Source organism: Archangium sp. (assembly GCF_036277355.1).
Lineage (GTDB): Bacteria > Myxococcota > Myxococcia > Myxococcales > Myxococcaceae > Archangium.
This window is the reverse complement of the sequence record NZ_DASUNC010000053.1, coordinates 20127-36693: the sequence shown is the minus strand read 5'-3', so window position 1 is coordinate 36693 and position 16567 is coordinate 20127. Positions and strand designations below refer to the sequence as shown.

At 69.0% G+C, this 16567-nt stretch carries 16 protein-coding genes; 4 read left to right on the top strand and 12 right to left on the bottom strand.

What is annotated here, in order from left to right; genetic code table 11:
• On the bottom strand, nucleotides 1-1804 hold a 1804-nt coding region (locus tag VFZ09_RS14140; protein ID WP_329728085.1), incomplete at its 3' end, for an AMP-dependent synthetase/ligase.
• An 87-nt stretch (nucleotides 1805-1891) separates the two neighbouring features.
• Here VFZ09_RS14140 and VFZ09_RS14135 point away from each other — a divergent pair.
• From VFZ09_RS14135 to pyk, 3 genes are all read left to right on the top strand, one after another.
• Complete coding sequence (locus VFZ09_RS14135; RefSeq protein WP_329728084.1) at nucleotides 1892-2242, top strand: hypothetical protein; 351 nt, start codon at nucleotides 1892-1894, stop codon at nucleotides 2240-2242.
• Between the two features lie 120 nt (nucleotides 2243-2362).
• Complete coding sequence (locus tag VFZ09_RS14130; RefSeq protein ID WP_329728083.1) at nucleotides 2363-3109, top strand: bifunctional nuclease family protein; 747 nt, start codon at nucleotides 2363-2365, stop codon at nucleotides 3107-3109.
• 207 nt (nucleotides 3110-3316) lie between these two features.
• The gene (pyk, locus tag VFZ09_RS14125) at nucleotides 3317-4720 is read left to right on the top strand and encodes a pyruvate kinase (protein WP_329728082.1); all 1404 of its coding nucleotides are present in this window, start codon (nucleotides 3317-3319) and stop codon (nucleotides 4718-4720) included.
• A 142-nt stretch (nucleotides 4721-4862) separates the two neighbouring features.
• Here pyk and VFZ09_RS14120 read toward each other — a convergent pair whose 3' ends face one another.
• The 10 genes from VFZ09_RS14120 to VFZ09_RS14075 all read right to left on the bottom strand — a co-directional run bounded on the left by VFZ09_RS14120 (nucleotide 4863) and on the right by VFZ09_RS14075 (nucleotide 14710).
• Nucleotides 4863-5546 (bottom strand): hypothetical protein, encoded by a 684-nt coding sequence (locus VFZ09_RS14120; RefSeq protein WP_329728081.1) that lies wholly within the window; start codon nucleotides 5544-5546, stop codon nucleotides 4863-4865.
• 14 nt (nucleotides 5547-5560) lie between these two features.
• Nucleotides 5561-6679, bottom strand: a complete 1119-nt coding sequence (carA, locus tag VFZ09_RS14115) for a glutamine-hydrolyzing carbamoyl-phosphate synthase small subunit (RefSeq protein WP_329728080.1) — start codon at nucleotides 6677-6679, stop codon at nucleotides 5561-5563.
• Nucleotides 6679-7980, bottom strand: coding sequence for a dihydroorotase (locus VFZ09_RS14110; protein ID WP_329728079.1), 1302 nt, complete (start codon nucleotides 7978-7980; stop codon nucleotides 6679-6681). The genes carA and VFZ09_RS14110 overlap by 1 nt, the downstream gene beginning before the upstream one ends.
• Nucleotides 7977-8870: an aspartate carbamoyltransferase catalytic subunit gene (locus tag VFZ09_RS14105; RefSeq protein WP_329728078.1), complete on the bottom strand. Its 894-nt coding sequence runs from the start codon at nucleotides 8868-8870 to the stop codon at nucleotides 7977-7979. Before VFZ09_RS14105 ends, VFZ09_RS14110 begins: the two co-directional genes overlap by 4 nt.
• Nucleotides 8871-8885: 15 nt before the next feature.
• Nucleotides 8886-9302, bottom strand: coding sequence for a hypothetical protein (locus VFZ09_RS14100; RefSeq protein ID WP_329728077.1), 417 nt, complete (start codon nucleotides 9300-9302; stop codon nucleotides 8886-8888).
• A 53-nt stretch (nucleotides 9303-9355) separates the two neighbouring features.
• Nucleotides 9356-10600 (bottom strand): signal peptidase I, encoded by a 1245-nt coding sequence (lepB, locus tag VFZ09_RS14095; RefSeq protein WP_329728076.1) that lies wholly within the window; start codon nucleotides 10598-10600, stop codon nucleotides 9356-9358.
• 6 nt (nucleotides 10601-10606) lie between these two features.
• Nucleotides 10607-12418, bottom strand: coding sequence for a translation elongation factor 4 (gene lepA / locus VFZ09_RS14090; protein ID WP_329728075.1), 1812 nt, complete (start codon nucleotides 12416-12418; stop codon nucleotides 10607-10609).
• Between the two features lie 138 nt (nucleotides 12419-12556).
• Entirely contained in the window at nucleotides 12557-13483 is a 927-nt protein-coding gene (locus VFZ09_RS14085) for an NAD-dependent epimerase/dehydratase family protein (RefSeq protein WP_329728074.1), read from the bottom strand.
• Between the two features lie 56 nt (nucleotides 13484-13539).
• Nucleotides 13540-14499, bottom strand: a complete 960-nt coding sequence (locus tag VFZ09_RS14080; RefSeq protein ID WP_329728086.1) for a UDP-glucuronic acid decarboxylase family protein — start codon at nucleotides 14497-14499, stop codon at nucleotides 13540-13542.
• A gap of 28 nt (nucleotides 14500-14527) precedes the next feature.
• Nucleotides 14528-14710 (bottom strand): ribbon-helix-helix domain-containing protein, encoded by a 183-nt coding sequence (locus VFZ09_RS14075; RefSeq protein WP_043408044.1) that lies wholly within the window; start codon nucleotides 14708-14710, stop codon nucleotides 14528-14530.
• Nucleotides 14711-14738: 28 nt separating this feature from the next.
• On the opposite strand from VFZ09_RS14075, the gene VFZ09_RS14070 reads away from it, so the two are divergent.
• Complete coding sequence (locus VFZ09_RS14070; protein ID WP_329728073.1) at nucleotides 14739-15359, top strand: hypothetical protein; 621 nt, start codon at nucleotides 14739-14741, stop codon at nucleotides 15357-15359.
• Between the two features lie 7 nt (nucleotides 15360-15366).
• Here VFZ09_RS14070 and manA read toward each other — a convergent pair whose 3' ends face one another.
• Entirely contained in the window at nucleotides 15367-16566 is a 1200-nt protein-coding gene (gene manA / locus VFZ09_RS14065; RefSeq protein ID WP_329728072.1) for a mannose-6-phosphate isomerase, class I, read from the bottom strand.
• Nucleotide 16567: the final 1 nt, after the last annotated feature.

Sequence of the window (16567 nt, the reverse complement as noted above, 5' to 3'; positions counted from 1 at the left end):
ACACCGCGGGCTCGTCCGAGTACAGGGAGTCGATGAGATCCTTGTACCGGGCCTCAATGAGCTGGCGGCGCATCTTCATGCTGGGGGTGAGCGCGCCGTTGGAGATGGAGAAGTCCTCGGCGAGGACGGCGAAGCGCTTGATGGTCTCGAAGCGGGCGAGCCGCGGGTTCACCTCGCGCTCGATGACCTCGTGCAGGTGCTGGCGCAGGCGGGGATCGGCGGCGAGGGCGGAGAGGTCCTCGGGCCAGCCATTCTGGCGAGCGAGGGAGCGGGCCCGCTCGGGCTCCAGGGTGAGAAGCGCTACGAGGTAATTGCGCCGCTCGCCGAGGACGAGCGCATGGCCCACGGGAGCCACGGCCTTCAGCAGCAGCTCGATGTGCGCGGGCGCGGTCTTCTTGCCGCCGGAGGTGACGATGATCTCCTTCTTGCGGCCGGTGATGTGCAGGAAGCCCTCGGAGTCGAGGTGTCCCACGTCGCCCGAGTGCAACCAGCCATCCTGGAGCAGCTGGGCGGTGGCGGCGGGGTCCTTGTAGTAGCCCTGGCAGACGCCGCCGCCGCGCACGAGGATCTCCCCGTCCTCGGCGATGAGGACCTCCACGCCGAGCAGCGGACGCCCGAGCGTGCCCAGGCGCGTGGCGTCGGGGGTGTTGAGGGTGGTGGGCCCGCTGACCTCGGACTGGCCGTAGACCTCGCGGATGACGATGTCGAGCGAGGAGAAGAACTCGAGCACGTCGCGGCCGATGGGGGCGGCACCACTGCAGAAGAAGTGGGTGCGCTCGAAGCCGAGCCTCGAGAGCAGGGCCGGGAAGACGGTGCGGCGGGCGAGCTGGTACTGGCCCTCCAGGTACAGGGGCACGCGCTCGTGGCACAGGACGAGCGCGTTGCGCTGGACGGCCACTCCGCGGGCCCAGCCCACGGCGCTCTGGCGGGCGGCGGGCAGCTCGCGGAGCGCCTCCTCGAGACGGCCCTTGAGCTTCTCCCAGACGCGGGGCACGCCGAAGAAGACGGTGGGCCGGGCATCGCGCAGGTCCTCGGGCACCTTCTCCAGGGAGCGCGCGAAGTACACCTCCGCCCCCACGAGCAGGGGCCCATGGATGCTGAGCATCTGCTCGGCGATGTGGGCCAGCGGCAGGTACGACAGGAGCGCCTCGTCGTCCTCGGCCATCCGGGTGGCGCGCATGAGGTGCGTGGCCGTCCAGACGAGGTTCTGGTGGCTGAGCATGACGCCCTTGGGGTTGCCGGTGGTCCCCGAGGTGTAGATGAGGGTGGCGAGCCCCTCGGGCTGGAGCGCGTTGACGGCGTCCCAGTAGGGCCCCTCGTCGATGCCGGTGCCGCGCGCCAGCACCTCGGCGTAGCTCAGCACGCCCTGCGGGAGCGGGGCCTCGGGAGGGTCCAGGATGATGATGTGGCGCAGCCGGGGCACCCGCTCGCGCACGGCGAGGGCGGTGGCCAGGTGCTGCTCGTTCTCCACCACCAGGTGGCCCGCCTCGCAGTGCTCCACGAGGTATTGGACCTGCTCGGGGCTGCTGGTGACGTAGACGCCCACGGGGACGCCGCCCAGGGCCATGGCGGCCAGGTCCGCCACCAACCACTCCTCGCGGTTGAAGGACAGGAGGGGCAAGGCGCTTCCCCGCTGGAAGCCCAGCGAGCACAACCCCAGGGCGAAGCGCTTCACCCGGGTGGCATAGTCGTGCCACGAGGTGGGCACATACGTGCGCCCCTTGCGCGTCCACAGGGCCGGACGGTGCTGCCGCCGGCTGGCCTGATCATGCAGCGCATGCACCATCGTCCTGGGAGTGTCCATAGGGAATCCGAGGCTACTGAAACCATGTGGCGGCTCGCCACGGGCGTTGACAGGTCACCAGAGCCCTATGTATTCCGCGCCACGCACATGACGATCGATCTGACTTGCCAGAAGTGCGAGGGCACCTTCGAGCTGGATGTTCAGGATCTCATTGATGGCACGGAGAAGCTCGCCTGCCCTCATTGCAGTCAGAAGGCCCCCACGAACATCCAGGAGGACTTCGTCTCGGCGCTCACCGAGATGCGGACCCAGGTGGCCGCGCTGGGCAAGCGCTTCGCCGTCTCGATGGCACTGGAAACCGAGGAGCTGGAGGACGAGCTCGACGAGGACGAGGAGTCCGACGAGGACGAGGAGTCCGATGACGAGGAGCTCGACTTCGACGAGGACGAGGACGTCGAGGACGAGGAGGACTACGACGAGGACGAGGACGAGCGCTGACGCCCGCCCGTCTACCCAGCCCTCGCGGTTTTCGTGGGGTGCGGGACGCGTGAGGCTGGGGAGCAGGCGGGCACGAATCGGCGCCCTCCCGCCCCCGGCGCACATGCACACGTTTGCAGGGTGAAAACGTCCATCCCTGCCGCTTTCGTCCTCGCCCCGCTGTCCGCCGCGCTGCTCGCCCTGGGAGTGCTGCTGCTTCCCGGCTTTGGCGCTCCACCCGCGCACGCCACCGCCGCGACGAAGGACAGCGAGGCCTGCGTTCCCAAGCAGGGAGGAAATCCCGCCGCCTGCAAGGAGCTGGTGCGCCTCCAGGTTCGGGACGTGATTCCGCTCGTCGAGGCGCAGACGCATGCGGTGGTGCTCACCACGGAGGACGGGGCGCTGGTGCTGCCCATCTTCGTGGACGAGTCGGCCGCGGTGGCCATCGCCTTCCGGCTGGCGCACCTGAGGCCGCCGCAGCCGCTGTCGCAGGATCTGCTCGGCTCGGTGGTGACGGAGCTGGGCGCCAAGGTGACCGAGGTGCGCATCGACGACCTGCGCGATGACATCTACACGGGCCGCGTCTTCCTCGAGCAGGGCAAGCGCAAGGTGACGCTGGACGCGAGGCCCTCGGACTCCATCGCCATGGCGCTGGATGGCGAGGCGCGCATCATGGTGACGCGCAAGGTGCTGGACGAGGCCGGCATCAGCCGCGAGGAGATCGACGCGCTGCGCGAGGGCGGCCCGGGCGTGGGCGGCAGCGGCGACCCGAACCTGATGGACGAGCCGGTGCCGGATGAGCCGCCGATGGATCCGCACCACGGCCTGCCGCCGCCGGGCCTGGCCCCGAAGCTGGCGCCCGGCAAGACGGACGAGATCAGCCTCTGAGCAGGCGCTCACGCGAGAACAGCACCCCGCAAAGGCGAAAGCCCGGCCCCCCCTCCAGGGACGCCGGGCTTTCTCGCGACGTGGGCACGAAGCCGTGAAACCGAGGACTGCTTCCGCCGACGCCGTCGCTGTCGCCCGCGTTGGCGCCAAGTATTCCCGAGGACGCAAAGCTGTCAAGGCGGCGCCGGGCGCCTAGGATGTGCGTCCATGCGCAAGGCGAAGATCATCTGCACGCTGGGGCCGTCCTCGGACTCGGCCGAGGTCATCGAGGAACTCATCCGCTCCGGGATGAACGTGGCGCGGCTCAACTTCTCGCACGGGACGCACGACCAGCACCGCCGCCGGGTGAATCTGATCCGCCGGGCCTCCAAGAAGCTGGGCGTGCCGGTGGCCATCCTCCAGGACATCCAGGGCCCGAAGATCCGCCTGGGCAAGTTCGAGGGGGGCTGCCTGGAGGTGAAGACGGGCCAGACGGTGGTGGTGACCACGCGGGAGCTGCTGGGGCACGAGAACATCATCCCCACGCCCATCCGCTCGCTGCCCAAGGACGTGGAGCCAGGGCACCCCATCCTGCTGGACGACGGGCGGGTGCGGCTGAGGGTGAAGAAGGTCCAGGGCCGGGACGTGACCTGTACCGTGGAACTGGGCGGGCTGCTGAAGGACCACAAGGGCCTCAACCTGCCCGGGGCGCACGTGTCGGTGCCCACCATCACCGAGAAGGACGCGGAGGACCTGGCGTTCGGGCAGGAGGTGGGCGTGGACTACGTGGCGCTCTCCTTCGTGCGCACGGCGAACGACATCCATCAAGCGCGCAAGCTGGTGGCGAAGCGCAACACGCCGCTGATCGCCAAGATCGAGAAGCCACAGGCGGTGGCGGACCTGGACGCGATCTCGCGCGCGGCGGACGGCATCATGGTGGCGCGAGGTGACCTGGGCGTGGAGATGCCGCTGGAGAAGCTGCCGGCCATCCAGAAGCGCATGGTGCGCACGGTGAACCGGATGGGAGGCCTGGTCATCGTCGCCACGGAGATGCTGGAGAGCATGGTGAACAACGCGAGGCCCACGCGCGCCGAGGTGTCGGACGTGGCCAACGCCATCCTGGACGGAGCGGACGCGGTGATGCTCTCGGGGGAGACGGCGGCGGGCAAGTACCCGGTGCAGGCGGCGGCCACCATGGCGCGGATCGTCGAGGAGACGGAGTCCGGGGTGGTGAGGAACATGGAGCACCCGCCCTTCCCGGACGCCAAGGACGACATCTCCACGGGCGTGGCGGCGGCGGCGGTGGCGGCGGCCGAGCAGATGAAGATCGGCACCATCGTGGCGTACACGGAGCGGGGCCTGACGGCGCGGCTCATCTCCGAGTTCCGGCCCACAGCGCAGATCATCGCGCTGACGCCGAACCCGGACACGGTGAACCGGATGGCGCTCTACTGGGGCGTGAAGGCGTTGCAGGTGGGCCGCCTGCAGTCGACGGACGCGATGCTGCGGCAGGTGCGGCGGCTGTGCCACGAGGAGGGCATCTGCAAGGTGGGGACGCCCGTGGTGATCGTCGCCGGCGTGCCGCTCAACGAGCCGGGGCGCACCAACATGATGTCGGTCCATCGCATCTGAACCCGTTCATCCCAACCACCCTGACACATTTCCCCTCTCCCCCCGGGAGAGGATCCCCCCGTCGTTCAAAGGGGGGGGCAAGCCCCCCGGGGTGAGGGTGCCACGGGTCCAAGGTTGAACCCGTGAGCCCCCCTGTACGTCCCTAGCTCGCCGAGGCCAGCCAGGGCGTGGTCTGCGAGAAGTCGTAGATGCGCTCGATGGCGATCTGCTTGTAGCGCTCGACCTTCACGGCGCGCCGGGCGCACTCCCAGACGAGCTCCGCGGGAGGACGATCCGGCTCCTTCTTCTTGCGGCGCTTGACCTCGGCCTTGATGGACTTCACGGCGACGCGAGGGTGGAAGCAGAACGCCGAGGAGAACAGCAGGTGCCCGGCGAAGGGAATCAGCCGGGCCTCCAGCACATCGCCCGTCTCGAGGCCCGCCACGGTGCGGCGCTCGGTGACGTCGAAGTCCTTGCCGGAGAAGAGCTCACGCAGACGCACGAGGCCCTTGCCCAGCTTGCGCACCTCGAAGAGGCCGTGGACGGTCTCCGTGAAGCAGCGGAAGGCGTTGGCCTCCTCGGGCGAGGCGCCCTGCAGCCGCAGCTGGTACAGCTCGGCGGCGGGCGTCAGCTTGGAGATCGGCGAGACTCGATCGAACAGATAGAAGTCCAGGAAGGACGCCATCCGCAGCTCGAAGATCTTGTCGTCCTCGAAGACCTCGCCGGTGAGGCGGAGGTACTCCGCCTTGGCCTCCAGCAGGTCGGGCTTGCGTGACTCCTGGCTCCCAAAGGCGATGAGCTGATCGAGATAGGGCTGATACGACAGCGGCGAAAGGGGGGAGTCCATGGGGCTGCGAGATCCTACTCTCCGGCCATGAGCTTCGCGAAACGTGAGAACAGGTACCGGGCGTCGTGAGGTCCGGGCGAAGCTTCCGGGTGATACTGCACGCTGAAGGCGCGGGCGTCGGGGATGCTCAGCCCCTCGACGGTTCCGTCGTTGAGGTTGATGTGGCTCACCACCGCCTTGCCCTTCACGCTCGCATCATCCACCGCGAAGCCGTGGTTCTGCGAGGTGATCTCCACCTTGCCGGTGGTCAGGTCCTTGACTGGCTGGTTGGCCCCCCGGTGGCCGAACTTCATCTTGTACGTCCGGCCGCCCAGGGCGAGCGCCAGGATCTGGTGCCCCAGGCAGATGCCGAAGACGGGCACCTTGCCGAGCAGGCCGGCCACGACCTTGTCGGCGCCCTTCACGGCGGCGGGATCTCCCGGGCCGTTGGCGAGGAAGATGCCGTGGGGCTTCTCGGCGAGCACGGCCTCGGCGGTGGTGCCGGCGGGCACCACCTTCACGCGGCAGCCCACATCCACCAGGAAGTGGAGCATGGAGCGCTTGAGGCCGTAGTCATAGGCCACCACGTCGAAGCGCAGCTCGGGGGCGGGACGCTCCACCTCGCCGAGCAGGTTCGGGCTGGGGGTGGTGAAGAGGTAGGGCTCCTGGGTGGACACGCCGGTGGCGAGATCCAATCCCTCCATGCCGCGCGCCTTGCGGGCCCGCTCCACGAGCGCGGCCGGCGAGTGGTCCTCGGTGGAGATGACGCCCATCTGCGCGCCGTGCGTGCGCACGTGCCGCACCAGGCGCCGGGTGTCGATGCCCTCGATGCCCACAATCCCATGGCGCTTCAGGTAGACGTCGAGCGTCTCCTGGGCGCGCCAGTTGGAGTGCTGCTCCGAGGAGTTGCGCACCACCATGCCCACGGCGTGCGGCTTCACGGACTCCTGATCCCCGGGGTTGGCGCCCACGTTGCCCATCTCGGGGTACGCCATGGTGACGATCTGCCCGACGTACGAGGGATCCGTGAGGATCTCCTGGTAGCCGGTCATCGACGTGTTGAACACCACCTCACCCACCGTCTCGCCGGAGGCGCCGAGCGCGCGACCCTCGAAGGTGGTGCCATCCGCCAATGCCAGCACTGCCCGCTTCATCACCTGGACTCCTTGATCTGACCGTCCTCGAAGACGAGCCGCCCGGACACCCACGTCTGGGCGACCCGGCCCGTCAAACGCCGGCCATGGAAGGGGGTGTTCCGGCTGCGGGAGAAGAACCGCGCCGAATCCACCGTCCACTCCGCGTCCGGCTCCACCACCGTGACGTCCGCTGGAGCCCCGACGGCCAGATGGCCGCCCGGCAGCCCGAATGCCCTCGCGGGCCCGTCCGTCAGCAGGGCCACCGCCCGCTGCAGGCTCATCACGCCCTCGCGCACCAGGGAGAGCGTCAGGCCCAGGGCCGTCTCCAGCCCCACCACGCCATTCCACGCCTTGTCGAACTCCACCTGCTTCTCCAGCACCCCGTGGGGCGCGTGGTCCGTGGCGATGGCGTCGATGGTGCCGTCGACGAGCCCCTCGCGCACGGCCTCGATGTCGCGGCGGGTGCGCAGGGGCGGATTCATGCGGGCGTGGGTGTCGTAGGCGCCCACGGCCTCGTCATCCAGGATGAAGTGGTGCGGGGTGGCCTCGGCGGTGACGTTGAGGCCGCGGCGCCTGGCCTCGCGGATGAGGCGCACGCTGCCCTCGCAGGAGACATGGGCGACGTGCAGCCGCCCCTTCGTCTCCTCCAGGAGCACCATGTCCCGCGCCACCATGGCCACCTCGGCCGAGGGGGGGATGCCGGCGAGGCCCAGGCGCGTGGAGGCGCGGCCCTCGTTCATCACGCCCTTGCCCGAGAGCGTCAGATCCTCCTCGTGCACCATGACGGGGAGGTTGAAGAGCTGGGCGTACTGGAGGGCGCGGCGCATGAGGCCGGCGTTCATCACCGGGCGGCCGTCGTCGGTGATGCAGACGCAGCCGGCGCCGACGAGCGCCCCCATCTCCGCCATCTCCTCGCCCTGGAGGCCCTTGGTGATGGCGCCCGCCAGGTACACGTGGCACAGCCGCGCCTCGCGGGCCTTGGCCTTCACGTACTCGCTGACGAGCACGCTGTCGTTGACGGGCTTGGTGTTGGGCATGGCCACCACCGCGGTGAAGCCGCCCGCCACCGCCGCCATGCAGCCGGTGAGGACCGTCTCCTTGCCCTCCTCGCCCGGCTCGCGCAGGTGCACGTGCAGGTCGATGAAGCCCGGCAGCACCAGCTTGCCCGTGGCGTCCACCACCCGCGCGTCCCGCACCTTCAGGGGCGCCTCGGACACCTCGGCGATGACGCCGTCGCGCACCAGCACGTCCCGCACACCGTCCACGCCGTTGCGCGGATCCACCACCCGCCCGCGGCTCAGCAGAATCGTCGAGCTCACCGGCACACCTCCTCGAGGATGGCGCGGCGCACGGCCACACCATGCGCCACCTGCTCCAGGATCACACTGCGAGGCCCATCCGCCACCGCGGGGGCGATCTCCACCCCCCGGTTCATGGGACCGGGATGCATCACGAGCGCCTCCGGCTTGAGCCGCTCGGCGCGGGCGGCGTTGAGCCCGTACATGCGGGAGAACTCACGCGCCGACGGGAAGAAGTTCTCCCCCTGCCGCTCCGACTGCACGCGCAGGCACATGACGGCGTCGGCGCGGGGCAGCGCGGCGTCCAGGTTCGTGGTGACCTCGGCGCCGAAGGACTCCAGGCCGGGCGGCAGCAGCGTGGGCGGGCCGCACAGCACCACCTTCGCGCCCAGCGTGGTGAGGCAGTGCAGGTTGGAGCGGGCCACGCGGCTGTGGAGGATGTCCCCCACGATGAGCACCGTGCGCCCGTCCAGGCTGCCCCAGCGGCGGCGCAGCGTGAAGGCGTCCAGCAGCGCCTGCGAGGGGTGCTCGTGGGTGCCGTCCCCCGCGTTGACGACGGCGCAGCGCACGTGGCGCGCCACCAGGTGCGGAGCCCCCGAGGAGCGGTGCCGGATGATGAGCGCCACCGGGCCCGTGGCCTCGATGTTGCGCACCGTGTCCAGCAGCGTCTCGCCCTTGGAGACGGAGGAGCCCGCCGTCGTCCAGTTGAGCACCTCGGCGCCGAGCGCGTGGGCCGCCATCTCGAAGGAGGTGCGGGTGCGCGTGGAGTCCTCGAAGAAGAGGTTGGCGATCACCCTGCCCCGCAGCACGTGCGAGGCATCCGGCCCACCGTGCAGGTGCGCCTCGGCCCGGCCGAGCAGCGCCTCGATGTCCGCGCGCCGCAGGCCCTCGATTCCCAACAGGTGTCTCATCGGTGCCCCTGGGCGCTACCTACCGGGAATGCCTTCCTTCACCACATGGAAGCGCAGGACCCGGATGTGTTGGGTGGGCTTCAACTGCACCTGGCGCGTGTACTCCACCTCGATGCGCACCTCCGGCGAGACGGTGCTGCGCTCGATGGTGATGTTCTCGTCCGTCAGGCCGAGCCCGGGAACGAGGACGTCCTGGTCGAACTTGTCCGTGTCCCAGTGGTTGCCCACCTGGCTGGTGCGCTCGATGATCACCCGGCGCAACGAGTCGTCGTCGGACGTCGGGGCCCGGTTGAAGGCCACCGCGACGGCTTCCTTCACGTCGAAGTTGTCCGCGTACACGGGGAGGAGCATCACGCTGAAATAGAGCCCCCCCGCGACGAGGGTGAGGAGCACCAGGCCGCCAAAGCTGATCTTCCCTGAGGGATGACGCATGAGGCCCCCGCGTAGCAGCGGCACGCGCGGGGCGTCAAGCATCGCGGCGGGTTTCAACGCACCGGCTCGAACAGCCGGTCGGTCCGCAGTCCGGTGCCCTCGAAGAAGTTGCTGAACCAGCCGCCATACCCGAGGGCCATCCAGACGACCATGGCCTTGCCCTTGATGTGGCCGTACGGGACGAACTCCACGCCCCGGCCGGAGCCCAGGCCGTAGCGGCTGTCCAGGCTGTTCTCCCGGTTGTCACCCATGACGAAGACGTGGCCGGGGGGAACGACGTACGGCCCCTCGTGCTCCATGCGGGCCACGCTCCCCGGCTGCAGCACCGAGTGCACCTTGCCGTCCAGGTTCTCGTGGTACAGCCGCAGGTGCTCCGGGTACCAGGGCGTGTTGTCCTGCTTGTTGTAGACGATCTGGTCCTCGTTCACCAACGTGCGCGGCTGGGGCACGCCGTTGATGAAGACCTCGCCGTTGATGAGCTCCACCTTGTCCCCGGGGATGCCCACCACGCGCTTGATGAAGTCCAGATCCTGCTGCACCGGGTTGTTGAAGACGATGACGTCTCCCCGCGCCGGCGGGCGGACGATCTGGAAGGGCACGTAGTTGGTGTACGGCAGCCGCACCCCATAGATGAACTTGTTGATGAAGACCTGATCGCCGATCTCCAGCGTGGGCAGCATGGAGCCAGACGGGATGCGGTACGGCTCGATGATGAAGACGCGGATGATGACCGCGATGGCCAGCGCCTTGGCGAAGCCCGAGACCAGGTCCCCGAGATCCTGCTTGCGGAAGGCCCCCAGCAGCTGGGTGGCCAGCGTGTCGAGCGCCTTCGTCTCCTTCTCCAGCCGCTCGGCGTCCCCGGCCAGCGAGGCGGCCTCCACCTGCATGGCCTGCTCGGCCAGCCGCGTGGACGACTCGGCGGGGATCTTCCCCGGGACGCGCTTGTGGATGCGCTCGATCTCCCCGATGAGCTCACGCGCCTCGTGCCGCAGGTGGCGCAAGCGGCTCTGCCTGGGCAGCGCGAAGCGCAGCACCATCAGCCCGAGGAAGTAGAGCAGCATCAACCCCGCCAGGCCCTGCATGAGCGGCTGGGCCCAGCTGGCCGAGGCGGGCACGAACTCGATGAGGATGATGTAGGGGATGAGCGCCACCCCGAGGACCACCAGGGGCGCCCACAGGCTGGTGAGGAGCTCGCGCCACAGCAGCGCGCGGCTGGCCTTGAGCTGCTCCGGCGTCCGGCGGGCGGCCATGGAGGCCTCGAGCCCCTCGGCGGTGTTGGTCGCGCTGGTGGTGGACATGGTGACCTATTCCTCCGTCTTCAGCACCGCGAGGAACGCCTCCTGCGGGATCTCCACCGAGCCCACCTGCTTCATGCGCTTCTTGCCCTCCTTCTGCTTCTCGAGGAGCTTGCGCTTGCGGCTGATGTCGCCGCCGTAGCACTTGGCGAGCACGTTCTTGCGGATGGCGGAGATGGTTTCACGCGAGATGATCTTCGCGCCGATGGCGCCCTGGATGGCCACCTCGTACATCTGCTTCGGGATGACTTCCTTGAGCTTCTGGCACACCTCGCGGCCGCGCTGGTAGGCGCGCTCCTTGTGGACGATGACGCTGAGCGCGTCCACCGGATCCCCGTTGATGAGGATGTCCAGACGCACCAGGTCCGCCTCCACGTAGCCGGCCAGCTCGTAGTCGAGGCTGGCGTAGCCGCGCGTGACGCTCTTGAGCTTGTCGAAGAAGTCGAAGACGACCTCGGCCAGCGGCATCTCGTACGTCACCTGCACGCGCGTGCCGCTGCTGCCCAGGTACTTCATGTCCTTCTGCACGCCGCGCCGGTCCTGGCACAGCTTGAGCACCGCGCCCAGGTAGTCGTTGGGCACGTGGATGTGGCAGGTGAGGACGGGCTCCTCGAACCTGGCGATCTTCTGCACCGGCGGCAGCTTGGCCGGGTTGTCCACGTGCAGCACCGCGCCCTGCGAGTCGGTGATGCGGTACACCACCGAGGGCGCCGTGGTGATGAGCGACAGGTTGTACTCACGCTCCAGACGCTCCTGGACGATCTCCATGTGGAGCAGGCCCAGGTAGCCGCAGCGGAAGCCGAAGCCGAGCGCCGTGGAGGACTCGGGCTCGTAGGTGAAGGCCGCGTCGTTGAGCTTGAGCTTGCCGAGCGCGTCGCGCAGGCCCTCGTACTGCTCGGAGTCCACCGGGAAGATGCCGGAGAACACCATGGGCTTCACTTCCTTGAAGCCCGGGAAGGGCGCGTCCGTGGGACGCAGCTCCTCCGTCACGGTGTCACCCACCTTGGCGTCCTGGAGCTCCTTCACGTTGGCCACCAGCACGCCCACCTCGCCGGCCATCAGCTGGGGCACCGGGCGGGAGAACGGGCTGAAGACGCCCAGCTCCTGCACCTCGAAGACCTTGTTGTTGCTCCACAGCTTGATCTTCTGCTTGAGCTTGAGCGTGCCCTCGAGCACGCGCACCAGCGTCACGACGCCGCGGTAGTTGTCGTACCAGCTGTCGAAGATGAGGGCCCGGAGCGGGGCCGCCGGATCGCCCGAGGGCGGCGGCACGTTCTTCACCACCGCCTCCAGGATCTCCTTGATGCCGATGCCCTCCTTGGCGGAGGCCGGCACGGCGACGGAGGCGTCGATGCCGATCACGTCCTCGATCTCCTGGCGCGTGCGCTCCACGTCGGCGCTCGGCAGGTCGATCTTGTTGATGACCGGGATGATCTCCAGGTTGTGATCCAGCGCCATGTAGACGTTGGCGAGCGTCTGGGCCTCGACGCCCTGGGAGGCATCCACCACCAGGAGGGCACCCTCGCAGGCGGCGAGCGAGCGGCTCACCTCGTAGGCGAAGTCCACGTGTCCCGGGGTGTCGATGAGGTTGAGCACGTACTTCTGGCCGTCGTTGGCGGTGTAGTTCATCCGCACGGACTGGGCCTTGATGGTGATGCCGCGCTCGCGCTCCAGCTCCATGTTGTCGAGGAACTGGTCCTGCGCCTCGCGCTTGGTCACCGTGCCAGTGGCACCGAGCAGGCGATCGGCCAGGGTGGACTTCCCATGGTCGATGTGGGCGATGATCGAGAAGTTTCGGATGTGAGCGTTGTCGGCCGGCATGGGTAGGGGGGCCTCGGGCTACGTCGAAGCCGGCTTGAGTAACACCGAACCCCACCAAAATCCATGCGTCCGCGCACCCGGCGTGCAACCAGAACGACGCCGGGCCGGCTCCCCTCCCCCGCAGGGTGGACGGGGGGGCTAGCGGGAGGTGTGCTCGCGGAAGAACGACACCGTGCGGCGAAGCCCCTCGGGGAGCTCCACGGTGGGCTGCCAGCCGAGCACCCGGCGGGCCAGGGCGTTGTCCACGCAGGAGCGCAGCTGCTCGCCCGGCTTGCCGGGGGCATGGAGGGCGGGCTTGTCCACCCCGGCCGACTGGGCCAGCAGGGTGTAGAGCCGGTTGATGTCCGTCTCCACGCTGGTGCCGATGTTGATGGCGCCCGAGTAGTCCTTCTCCACCGCCAGCACGTTGGCCCGCGCCACGTCCTCCACGTAGACGAAGTCGCGCGTCTGCTTGCCCTCGCCGTAGATGGTGCACTCGCGGCCGCCGAGCAGGCGCTGGCAGAAGATGGACACCACGCCGGCCTCGCCATGCGGGTTCTGCCGGGGGCCGTACACATTGGCGTACCGCAGGGCCACGTAGTTCAGCCCGTACTGGGCCTTGTAGTAGCCGAGGTACAGCTCACCCGAGGCCTTGGAGACGCCATACGGCGACACCGGCCGGGTGGCGTGGGTCTCGGGCGCGGGGAAGACGTCCTGCTCGCCGTAGATGGCCCCGCCGGTCGAGCTGAACACCACCTTCTGGACACCCGCCACCCGCGAGGCCTCCAGCAGGTTGAGGAAGCCCAGGATGTTGGCCTCGGCGTCGAAGCGGGGATCCTCCACGCTGCGGCGCACGTCCATCTGCGCGGCCAGGTGGCACATCACCTGGGGGCGCTCGGCGCGGATGAGCTGCGCGGCCTCCGGGGCCCGGATGTCCATGACCTCCAGACGCACCCGGGGGTCCAGGTTCTCCTTCTTGCCACTCGACAGATTGTCGAGGGCGATGACCTCATGCCCCGCGCGCACGAAGGCGTCGCACACGTGCGAGCCGATGAATCCCGCACCACCAGTCACCAGGACTTTCAACGTGCCGCTCCCGCCACTCCCAGGTGGCCATCCAATGAGAAAGTTTGGCGCGAAAGTTAGGGGGTGGAGCCCCTTCCGGCAACCGATCGGAACCAGCCAATCGTCTCCCGCAGACCCTCCTCCAGGGGTACCCTCGGCTCCCACCCGAGCAGCTGCCGGGCCCGGGTGATGTCCGGACGACGCTGCTTGGGGTCGTCCTTGGGCAGCGGCTTGTGGACGATGTTGCCTCCCCCACCCGCCGCGGCCCGCACCGCCTCGGCGAACTCGAGCATGGTCATCTCGCGGGGATTCCCGATGTTGACCGGCTCGATGACGTCCGAGAGGGCCAGCCGCACCAGGCCGTCCACCAGGTCGCGCACGTAGCAGAAGGAGCGCGTCTGGGTGCCCTCGCCGAAGACGGTGAAGTCCTCGCCGCGCAGGGCCTGGCCCACGAAGGCCGGCACCACGCGCCCGTCGTTGAGCCGCATGCGCGGCCCGTAGGTGTTGAAGATGCGGACGATGCGCGTCTGCACGCCATACGAGCGGGCGTACACCATGGTGAGCGCCTCGGCGTAGCGCTTGGCCTCGTCGTAGCAGGCGCGCGGGCCGATGGGATTCACGTTGCCCCAGTAGTCCTCGCGCTGCGGGTGCACGTGCGGATCCCCGTACACCTCCGAGGTGGAGGCCTGGAGGAACACCGCGCCCTTGGCCCGAGCCAGCTTCAGCCCGTTCTCCGTGCCCACCGAGCCCACCCGCATCGTCTCCAGCGGCAGCTTCGCGTAGTCGATGGGCGAGGCCGGCGAGGCCATGTTGAAGACGTAGTTCACCGGCCCGTCCACCGAGAGCCCCTCGGTGATGTCCTGCTTCACCAGCTCGAAGCCCGCGCGGCCCCGCAGGTGCGCCACGTTGGCCTCGGCCCCGGTGATGTAGTTGTCCACGGACACCACGCCCGCCGCGCCATCGTCCAGCAACCGCTCGCACAGGTGCGAGCCCACGAAGCCCGCGCCTCCGAGCACCACCACCCGCTGGCCCTTCATGCTCTTGCTCATGCTCATGCCCCGGCGCTCAGCTCAGCTCGTCGAAGGAGGCCTGCCCCGGCAACTGGGCTTTGTACTTCTCCAGCACGAGATCGATCCCCTGCCGGATGTACTCGGCCACGGGAACCTTCGTCTTCTGGTTCAGCGCCTTGAGCAGATCGTTCTGCTCCGGCGTGATGTAGATGGTGGTGCTGATCTTCTTTCGGGCCATGGCGATATGTGAAAATATATGGACTTACATGTCCCTTGAAGCGCTGTTTTCGAGCCTTGTCGTAAAGCCCTCGAAGCGCCGGTGGGTGGTGGGGCTCGCCCTGGTGGGTCTCTGTGGGTGCGCGTCCGACAAATCCGTGAAGAAGCCGGAGGAGGCGCAGGCGAAGGAGGAGGTGGCACCCCAGCCCATCCGCCCGGCGCCAGCCGCCAACGAGCAGGTGACGGAGAAGGACACCAACGCCGATCAGAAGCCGGACGTGTGGGTGTTCACCGTGGACGGGCGGAGGGTCCGCAAGGAGCTGGACATCAACTGGGATGGCCGGGTGGACCTCACCACGTACTACGACGCCCGCGAGGAGCGCGAGCGCGAGGCGATGGACCTGGACTTCGATGGGAAGGTGGACTCGGTCTACTTCTACGAGAAGGGCATCAACGTCCGGCGGGAGCGCGACCTGAACGGGGACGGCAGGCCGGACGTGTGGATCTTCTACGAGAAGGGGCGGCTGGCCCGGAAGGAGCGGGACTCCAACGGGGACGGGCGCGTGGACTACTGGGAGTACTGGGAGAACAACCAGGTCGATCGCATCGGCGAGGACCTGGATGGCGACGGCAACGTGGACAAGTGGAGCCGCGGCACTCCCGCCGAATGACCTGGCCTCAGAGGCCCGAGGTGGCGCGGTAGACGACGCCCTCGCCCTCGAGCGTGTAGGCCCCCTCGGCCGCGCTCACGAACACCGAGGCACCCCGGGGCAACGCGAGCGTCTGGCCCCCGGCGGACAGCCGGGCGGAGCCCTCGGTGCACAGGAGGATCTCCGGCCCACGCCGCCGCGGCTGGGCGGACACCCCGGGGCGGAGCTGGAAGCGCGAGAGGCGGAACTCGTCCGTGGGTGTGGGGTAGACGAACTCCACCCCGTCCGTGGTGGCCGCCGGGACCAGGCCGATGGGGCCGCACCGGAAGTCCAGCACGCGGAGCAGCTCGGGGACGTCCACGTGCTTGGGCGTGCACCCGCCGCGCAGCACGTTGTCCGAGTTGGCCATGATCTCCACGCCCACGCCGCGCAGGTACGCGTGGAGGTTGCCCGCGGACAGGTAGATGGCCTCGCCCGGCCGCAGCCGCACGAGGTTGAGCATCAGCGCGCCGATGACGCCGGGATCACCCGCGTAGAGCTCGCCGAGCCGCAGGGCCCACCGCAGCTCCTCGGCGAAGCGGCCGCCCTTCCCTTCGTGCGCCGCGCAGGCGGAGACCACCGCGTCCACCAGGGGCCACCGCTGCTCGCGCGGGAGCGTCATCAGCGCCTCGAACATGCGCGCCACGCCCTTCGCATCGGGCGACGCGCGCAGCGGGGCGAGCAGCGGCTCGAGGGCGGCCACGCCGAGCGAATCGAAGAGGGCGAGCGTCTCGTCGGCGCTCCGGAAGCCACACAGCGCATCGAAGGGCGTCAGCGCGCAGATGAGCTCGGGCTTGTGGTTGGCGTCCTTGTAGTTGCGGTGCGGGGCGCCCACCGGCACGCCGAGCGCGTTCTCCCGGGCGAACCCCTCGCGGGCCTGGACGAGACTCGGATGGGTCTGCAGGGACAGCGGGGTCTCCGCCGCGAGCACCTTGAGGAGGAAGGGCAGCTCGGCGCCGAACCGGCGCGTCACCTGCTCACCAAGCTCCCGCTCCGGCGAGCTCCGGATCGCCTCCAGCAGCGTCACCCCACCCGTCGGCCGATTCACGCGCGACGGGGCACCCGGGTGGGCTCCCATCCACAGCTCCGCCTGGCAGGCGGCGGAGGGCGAGGGTTGTCCGAGCAGCTCGGCGATCGCGGTCCGCGAGCCCCAGGCGTACGGCTGGATGACGTTGTCGAGGAGGTCCATT

Bases quoted from the DNA above. Each gene is read 5' to 3' on its own strand.
- manA (WP_329728072.1), bottom strand. From the start codon at position 16,566: ATGGACCTCCTCGACAACGTCATCCAGCCGTACGCCTGGGGCTCGCGG.
- VFZ09_RS14135 (WP_329728084.1), top strand. From the start codon at position 1,892: ATGACGATCGATCTGACTTGCCAGAAGTGCGAGGGCACCTTCGAGCTG.
- VFZ09_RS14080 (WP_329728086.1), bottom strand. From the start codon at position 14,499: ATGAAGGGCCAGCGGGTGGTGGTGCTCGGAGGCGCGGGCTTCGTGGGC.
- pyk (WP_329728082.1), top strand. From the start codon at position 3,317: ATGCGCAAGGCGAAGATCATCTGCACGCTGGGGCCGTCCTCGGACTCG.
- VFZ09_RS14100 (WP_329728077.1), bottom strand. From the start codon at position 9,302: ATGCGTCATCCCTCAGGGAAGATCAGCTTTGGCGGCCTGGTGCTCCTC.
- VFZ09_RS14120 (WP_329728081.1), bottom strand. From the start codon at position 5,546: ATGGACTCCCCCCTTTCGCCGCTGTCGTATCAGCCCTATCTCGATCAG.
- VFZ09_RS14105 (WP_329728078.1), bottom strand. From the start codon at position 8,870: ATGAGACACCTGTTGGGAATCGAGGGCCTGCGGCGCGCGGACATCGAG.
- lepA (WP_329728075.1), bottom strand. From the start codon at position 12,418: ATGCCGGCCGACAACGCTCACATCCGAAACTTCTCGATCATCGCCCAC.
- VFZ09_RS14075 (WP_043408044.1), bottom strand. From the start codon at position 14,710: ATGGCCCGAAAGAAGATCAGCACCACCATCTACATCACGCCGGAGCAG.
- carA (WP_329728080.1), bottom strand. From the start codon at position 6,679: ATGAAGCGGGCAGTGCTGGCATTGGCGGATGGCACCACCTTCGAGGGT.
- lepB (WP_329728076.1), bottom strand. From the start codon at position 10,600: ATGTCCACCACCAGCGCGACCAACACCGCCGAGGGGCTCGAGGCCTCC.
- VFZ09_RS14070 (WP_329728073.1), top strand. From the start codon at position 14,739: ATGTCCCTTGAAGCGCTGTTTTCGAGCCTTGTCGTAAAGCCCTCGAAG.